Source organism: Halalkalibacterium ligniniphilum, assembly GCF_000334155.1.
Lineage (GTDB): Bacteria > Bacillota > Bacilli > Bacillales > Bacillaceae_D > Halalkalibacterium > Halalkalibacterium ligniniphilum.
Genome location: NZ_ANNK01000083.1, coordinates 37,150 through 44,594, shown reverse-complemented (window position 1 = coordinate 44,594; position 7,445 = coordinate 37,150). Strand labels below are relative to the sequence as shown.

Annotated in this window: 6 protein-coding genes; all 6 read right to left on the bottom strand. The window is 42.0% G+C overall.

All coding sequences use genetic code 11. The features are described 5' to 3' along the window. Window positions 1-1,403: ABC transporter ATP-binding protein (locus tag BLT_RS0108855; protein ID WP_017727434.1), on the bottom strand; the 1,403-nt coding region annotated here is incomplete at its 3' end. Continuing rightward, the gene (locus BLT_RS0108850) at window positions 1,393-3,156 is read right to left on the bottom strand and encodes an ABC transporter transmembrane domain-containing protein (protein WP_017727433.1); all 1,764 of its coding nucleotides are present in this window, start codon (window positions 3,154-3,156) and stop codon (window positions 1,393-1,395) included. The genes BLT_RS0108855 and BLT_RS0108850, both read right to left, overlap by 11 nt. A gap of 16 nt (window positions 3,157-3,172) precedes the next feature. After that, window positions 3,173-4,246, bottom strand: coding sequence for a tRNA 2-selenouridine(34) synthase MnmH (mnmH, locus tag BLT_RS0108845; protein WP_017727432.1), 1,074 nt, complete (start codon window positions 4,244-4,246; stop codon window positions 3,173-3,175). 63 nt (window positions 4,247-4,309) lie between these two features. Beyond that, window positions 4,310-4,528 (bottom strand): YneF family protein, encoded by a 219-nt coding sequence (locus BLT_RS0108840; RefSeq protein WP_017727431.1) that lies wholly within the window; start codon window positions 4,526-4,528, stop codon window positions 4,310-4,312. Between the two features lie 112 nt (window positions 4,529-4,640). Further along, window positions 4,641-5,081, bottom strand: coding sequence for a sporulation inhibitor of replication protein SirA (gene sirA / locus BLT_RS0108835; protein ID WP_017727430.1), 441 nt, complete (start codon window positions 5,079-5,081; stop codon window positions 4,641-4,643). A gap of 250 nt (window positions 5,082-5,331) precedes the next feature. Then, window positions 5,332-7,329 carry a transketolase gene (tkt, locus tag BLT_RS0108830; RefSeq protein ID WP_017727429.1) on the bottom strand — a complete coding sequence of 666 codons (1,998 nt, stop codon included), beginning with the start codon at window positions 7,327-7,329 and terminating at the stop codon, window positions 5,332-5,334. Between the last annotated feature and the right edge of the window lie 116 nt (window positions 7,330-7,445).

Sequence of the window (7,445 nt, the reverse complement as noted above, 5' to 3'; positions counted from 1 at the left end):
TCATTCGCCCTGACAAACTCAGCTGCTTCGCGAATTTGCTCGTCCGATACTTCATGATGATAGAGACGAATGTTGCTTGCAATCGTCCCCGTGTAAAGGAATGGATCTTGAAGAACGAGTCCAATTTTTTTTCGCAACACATCATTTCGAAACGATCCAATTGGTTGTCCATCAATCAAAATCTCTCCCCTTTTTATCGGGTAAAAACGCATGAGTACGTTAATAATCGAGCTTTTCCCACTGCCAGTATGTCCAACAAGAGCCACCGTTTCCCCTTTATTCACTTTAAACGAAATGTTTTTAAGCACGTCTGTTTTCCCGTCATAGGAAAAGCTGACATTTCTAAATTCTATTTCTCCTTCGGTCACTCGCCCTTCGCCGCTTCCTTCATGAGTCGGTGCCAGTTCTTGATGATCCATTAGCTTGAAGACACGTCCACCTGAGACAATCGCCTGCTGAAAAAGCGACAGCCGCATCATCATTTGATTGACAGGCTCGAAGAAACGGTCCAGATAGTTCACAAAAGCATAAAGCACACCAATCTCAACAGGACTAGAAAGGGACGTAATGCCAAAAAAGCTTAAGACTAACACGAGAGCCAAAATCGCAATAAAATCAACCATTGGACGTAAGAGTATACCGTCCAGCTTCATGCTTTTCATACCTGCGTTTAGATGCTGTTCATTAATCGACTGAAACTCTTTACGCATACGCCGTTCTTGGCGAAACATTTGGATGATCGCCATCCCTTGAATGGATTCATTCATTTTGGCATTTAGCTGACTCAGCTTCTCACTCATATCAGCGTAAAATTTGGCGCTCAATTTTCGGTAGAGCTGCATGAGACCGAAAATGATTGGTAAAAAAATCAGACAGAAAAATGCCAATCTCGTATTTAAATAAAACATGGCGATAAAGATTCCTGTCAAGAAAATAAAATTTTGTACAAATACAGCTAATACGGTAATATAAAAATCTTTGATCGTTTCCGTGTCATTTGTAATTCTTGAGATCAAGCCGCCTGCTGGTGTCCGGTCAAAAAAAGAAAGAGACAGCCGTTGAACATTTGAGAAAACATCCGTACGTAGCTGTTGAATAATAATTAAAGCAATCTTTTGGAAAAGAAAGATTTGAAAATAATTAGCGATAACCGATGTAAGATGCAAAACAACATAGAGAACCCCTAGCCATAATAATGGCTCGAACGGAAAATGCCTCGGCGTTAAATAATCATCGATAAAAATCTTCACAAGAATCGGCCCGAGAAGCTCTGTACCCGTCGCTAAAAATAGTAAGAGAAAGGCAAGAAATAAGCTTTTTTTGTGGGGCTTTGCGTAGGATAAGAGTCGCTTTAAAACAGCACGCTGCTCTTTTCCAGTTAGAACATCATCTTTATGCTCCATTGCCATTCCCCCCTCGTTCTACGAGTGACTCCAACTGCTGCTGCTCATACATTCGCCGATACCATCCAGCATTCTCCATCAAGGTATCGTGATTGCCTCGCTCGACAATCTCACCATCTTCAAGGACAAGAATTAAGTCGGCGTGTTTGATGGCGCTAAGTCGGTGTGCTGTTATAATCGTTGTTTTTCCTTTTCGTTCATTGCGAAGGGAAGATAAAATTTGCTCCTCTGTTTTCGCATCGACCGCAGATAAGGAATCATCAAGAATTAAAATGTAAGGGTCGGATAGAAGCGCTCGGGCAATCGATATCCGTTGCTTTTGACCGCCTGACAACGTGACACCACGTTCTCCCACCACTGTATCATACCCTTGTTCAAAACGAATAATATCATCATGGATGTTTGCCAGTTGACTCACCTTGATAATGTCAGCCATGCTTGCATCTGGTTTTGCAAAGGCAATATTATCTGCAATCGTAGCTGAAAAAAGAAAATGATCTTGTGGCACATAGCCATAAGCAGATTTTAGAGCGTCTAATGTAAATTGCGGTAACGACACGCCGCCAATTGAAATGTCTCCCTTTTTTAGTTCATATTCTCGCTGAAGTAGTCGAATGAATGTAGACTTTCCGCTGCCGGTTTTCCCAACAATACCAAGCGTTTCTCCTGAATTCAGGTGAAATTTTACCTTTTTTAATACTGGAGCTTCTTGATCTGGGTAAGAAAATTCTTCAATATCAACGAACAGATCGCCAGCTGGCGCTTTGTTCACAGTTGCATCAGCGTCGGTGATATCTTGCTTCACCTTCAGAAGCTCAGAGACTCGATCATAGGATGCACGACCTCTCTCTACGATATTAAAAAGCCAGCCAAACGCTAGCATCGGCCATATAAGCAGCCCTAAATAAATCGTAAAACTCGTCAGTTGTCCAATTGTCATCTCTCCTGCAACGACAAAGCGGGCGCCAAATACAACCGCAAGAAAATAAGAGGCGCCTACAATGAAAGAAATTGTCGGGTCAAAAAGTGCATCAATTCGAGCAACCGCAACATTTTTATCTACTACATCTTTTGATTGTTCACGAAACGATTCAATTTCGTCTTTTTCCTGGCCGAATGCTTTCGTCACCCGAATCCCTGTTATGCTTTCCTGCACTTTATCATTCAAGGAAGAAAACGCTGCTTGGGCATGATAAAACAATTTGTGGAGCAATGTACCATAATAAAAGGTTAAAAATGCCATGAACGGCATTGGCAATAAGCTAATCAAGGTTAACTCCCAGCTAATCGTCACAGCCATCGTAATGATCACAAATCCACCCATTGTTAAGGAGTCAACTAATGTTAACACACCTTGCCCTGCCGTCATTTGTATGGCCTTAATATCGTTTGTCGCATGGGCCATTAAATCACCTGTACGGTGCCGATGATAAAAACGATTTGACATCTTCGTAAAATGCTCATAGAGCTGGTTTCGCAACAGTCGCGCTAATCGAATCGATGCACCAAAGATCATAATACGCCATAAATAACGTACAACGTATACAATGAGACCAGTAGCCAAAAGAATTCCAACCCATTGAAAAAGAATCGTTTCTGTCAAAGTACCCTGATTAATATGATCGACAATGATCCCAACAATTTGTGGAGGTACTAATGTTAAGAGCGACACAATGGCTAGCAACAAAACCCCTGCTCCATAGGCAAGTTTCTCTTGCTTAAAAAACCACCATAAATCAATAAATACTTTCACGTTTTTTCCCCCAGTATCACAAGCCTGATGTAAGTGAATCAATCGTCTCTTTTACTTTTTTAACCCCATCTTCAAAACTCTTGATTTCAATCGTCTGTTCACACTGTTTGTACTGCTTGAACGAATGATCATATCGCTTGTCATAATACTGTTCAAGAAGAAGGGCAACATATCGATGGAAATCTTTTTGCTCAAGCGCACGAAGCGCTTCTTCTTGAAGCAATGGTGACAGTCGCTTTTGAATTTTTTCTGCCGCTTCATATATCGCTGTAGAATGTTCTTCCACTTTATATGTTGCTAAAATATGTTCCACACGTTTCCAAAAAGGATAGCGAAGCTCGATTCTTATTCCTTGTTGTTTTCCATCCATGATAAAATCAGGTAAAATCACGCGTCCAATACGTTTGCTTTCTGACTCAATAATAAAATAAGAAGCATTCTTTAATTCAATGAGCCGCTCACTTAACCTCGCCTCAAAGCTTTTTTGGCTTCGCGGCTCCATGCCAATATGGCCGAATATTGAGCCACGATGACCAGCAAGCCCTTCAAAATCAAGCACAGGATACCCTTCCTTTTCGAGCTGAAGCAAAATTTCTGTTTTCATTGTACCTGTATGACCGGATAATATGATGTATGGCCGTGGTGTTTTTGCAGCTTGTGCTAAAATTGCTTGTACATGACGTCGGTACGAGCGAATGCCTCCCTCCAGCTGATAGCAATCAATCCCCATTAGACTCATCGTTGATACAATGGTTTTGCTTCGCATCCCGCCACGCCAGCAATAAACGACGAGGCGTTTTTTAGGATTGGCTGCTCGCAGCGCTTTGACTTGCTGATAATACGAAGGCAGCTTCATTGAAAACTTAGTCAATCCTAATTCCATTGCTTTTTCACGGCTATGTTGTTTATACATTGTCCCTACTTCAGCACGTTCCTCATTTCTAAATAATGGAAAATTTACCGCTTGAGGTAGATGATACTCAGCAAATTCTGCTGGTGAACGTACATCGATAAATATATCCTCTGAAAGCTTAACATCCTTTAAAGCTATGGTTGAAACATTCATGGTAGACATACCTACTTCACCCACTTTTTTCCTCTTCATTCTTATCACACGAAAAAACACCCCGTCAAGAGGTGCTTTTGAAGCTCGTTATTTTGATTGCTGTTTTTGCATCGCTTTCATCATTTGATTAATCTTCTTTTGAGAAGGGTTTTGTCCCATTTGCATCATCATGACACGTAGCATCTGTTCATTGATGGGTGGGTTCTTCTTCAAATATGACATCATCGTTTTGCGGGCAATGAAAAAGCCGATTGCCACACCAGCAAGTAACGACAATGCGCCCACTAGGAAATACATCCAGTTCATAAGTCCTAAAATCCTCCTTCAACCTGTCTCACGTTGGGGATTGTCCCAACTCAATCTTGTTTATTATATCGTACTCACTCATCATTTGAAAGAGTCGGATGTAAAATCTCCTTTAAATAAGCCTGACTTGTTTAATTGGATTTAGCCAGCCGTAGTTTGCATGCTCAAAATCTACCGCAAAAAAACAAGCATGGAGCCTGCGCAGTACTTCAAAAAACATTGTCTCACAGACCGTCGTTCCCGCTCCAGTAAGAAGAATACGGTGTGAGTGGATAACGAGTTCCGCCTTCGATTCTTCCTGTTTCATCTCAAGATAATGGGTTTGCTCGTTTGTCACATAACCTAGTCGTTGCTTAAATGCTGCCTGTAGCTTTTGTTGAACTTGTAGAGTAGGAATCGGCTCACTAATATAGGCAATCTGACGATTCAAAAGATCACGCTGGCTCCACTTTGCCTGCTCATGCTCTAAAAACAGCTGAAACAGCTTTGCTTCTTGACCAAAGTAATGTCGTGCAACCTCTTCGACGATTAAATATATCTCATAGTGTCTCATCTTGCCCCTCCTCACTCCATCTTTTTTCTAAGTATAGTACAAGACAAGACAAATCATTGTCTGAAGTTGGAGCAAGATTTCACTACTTTTGTCGAAACCTCCTTGAGGCTCTCACTTTACTTTCAAACGATTCATTCCCCCTCTTAAAAAAAGCGCAAGGTACTTGTAGCTACACAGCTTCAAAGTTTTATTCTTTTTATCTCTTTAAAAAACCTCTCGTTCATGCGAACAAGAGGTTTCCAAGAGATGCTTATTTTTGTAGCAAGACTTTCGCCTTTGCCACAACATTTTCTACAGTAAATCCATACTCTTCCATAATTTTTTCACCAGGAGCAGAAGCACCAAAGGTATCGATGGCAAGAACATCGCCTTCGTCACCTACATACTTTGCCCAACCAAAGGAAGATCCCATTTCTAAACCAAGACGTGCTTTCACCTTTTTCGGGATGACTTGCTCCTTGTATTCTGCAGATTGAGCTTCAAATCGATCCCAGCTTGGCATGCTTACAACGGACGCATGAATCCCCTCTTTTTCGAGGATCGCTTGCGCTTCTACCGCAAGATGGACTTCAGATCCTGTGGCAAGAAGAAGCAAATCCTCCTCGCCATTTGCTTTTGAAATGACATAGGCACCTTTTTTGACACCTTCATATGCGCTTTCCTTTGTTCCTTCAATCGTTGGAAGATCTTGACGCGTTAACACAAGAGCTGTAGGTGTATCCGTGCTCTCAAGTGCCAATTTCCATGCTGCAACCGTTTCGTTACTATCAGCAGGTCTAATCACTGATAACCCAGGCATAGCACGTAAAGCAGCCAATTGCTCAACAGGCTCATGGGTAGGACCATCCTCACCAACTGCAATGCTATCATGAGTGAACACATAAATGACAGGAAGCTTCATTAATGCAGCAAGACGAATTGCTGGACGTAAGTAATCAGAGAATACAAAGAACGTTGCTCCAAATACTTTTAAACCGCCGTGTAATGCCATACCGTTCATTGCCGTACCCATGGCAAATTCACGTACGCCAAACCAAATGTTACGGCCGCCATAATCTTCACGAGAGAAGTTACTTTCGCCTTTAAGTAACGTTTTATTGGAAGAAGCTAAATCGGCAGAACCACCAATAAGTTGAGGGACCGACTGAGCAAACGCATTTAACGCTTCACCTGAAGAGGAACGTGAAGCAACGCTTGTTCCCACTTCATACGTTGGAGCAACAGAATCCCATCCCTCCGGTAATTCTCCACGATGGGCAAGCTCAAATTGCTTTGCTAGCTCTGGATGAGCTTCACTGTAGCGCTTGAATAGCTCATTCCAGGCTTGCTCCTTTTCTGCCCCTTGCTTCTTAACCTTTTCAAAAAATGCAGCGACTTCCTCAGGAATATGAAATTCCTCTTCGAAGCTCCACTGATAAAACTCTTTTGTTAGCTTCACTTCGTCAGCCCCTAATGGTGCACCGTGTGAAGCAGATTTCCCTGATTTATTAGGTGACCCAAAACCGATCAAAGTCTTTACTTCAATCAATGTTGGTCGTTCATCTGCCTTTGCAGCCTCAACTGCCTTGTCAATCTCTTCAAGATCATTACCATCTTCGACACGAATCACTTGCCATCCGTATGCTTTGAACCGATCTTCAACGCTCTCAGAGAAAGAAAGGTTTAATTCACCATCTAAGGAAATGTCATTTGAATCATAAAGTACGATCAAACGACCAAGCTTTAAGTGACCAGCAAGAGATGCAGCTTCTGCAGAGACCCCTTCCATTAAATCGCCATCACCACAAATGGAATAGGTATAATGATCGACAATTTCAAAGCCATCGCGATTATATGTACTGGCTAAATGTCTTTCAGCCATTGCCATTCCAACAGCCATCGCAACCCCTTGTCCAAGTGGGCCTGTTGTTGCTTCAACTCCTGGAGTATGACCATATTCAGGATGTCCTGGTGTTTTACTGCCCCATTGCCGGAATTGTTGAAGGTCTTCTAAGCTTACGTCATAGCCTGTTAAATGAAGCAAGCTATATAACAGCATGGAGCCGTGCCCTGCTGATAAAACAAAACGATCACGGTTTGCCCATTGCGGGTTTGATGGGTTATGGTTCATAAATTTAGTCCAAAGACTAAAGGCCATTGGCGCTGCCCCCATTGGCATACCAGGGTGACCCGAATTTGCTTTTTCAATGCTGTCAATAGAAAGTGTGCGGATTGTATTTACCGCTAAATTTTGAATGTTTACAGACATGCTATCTTCTTCATCCTTTCCGTTCTCTCATAACGTTATTGTTCGATTTCATGATATACTTTCTCGCCTAATTGCACAAGCGTCCATCCCAAAAAATCAAAATCAATCAGTTCAAT

What these genes read in the sequence shown, in the direction of transcription:
- BLT_RS0108840 (WP_017727431.1), bottom strand. Translation starts at nt 4,528, where the DNA reads ATGAACTGGATGTATTTCCTAGTGGGCGCATTGTCGTTACTTGCTGGT.
- sirA (WP_017727430.1), bottom strand. Translation starts at nt 5,081, where the DNA reads ATGAGACACTATGAGATATATTTAATCGTCGAAGAGGTTGCACGACAT.
- tkt (WP_017727429.1), bottom strand. Translation starts at nt 7,329, where the DNA reads ATGTCTGTAAACATTCAAAATTTAGCGGTAAATACAATCCGCACACTT.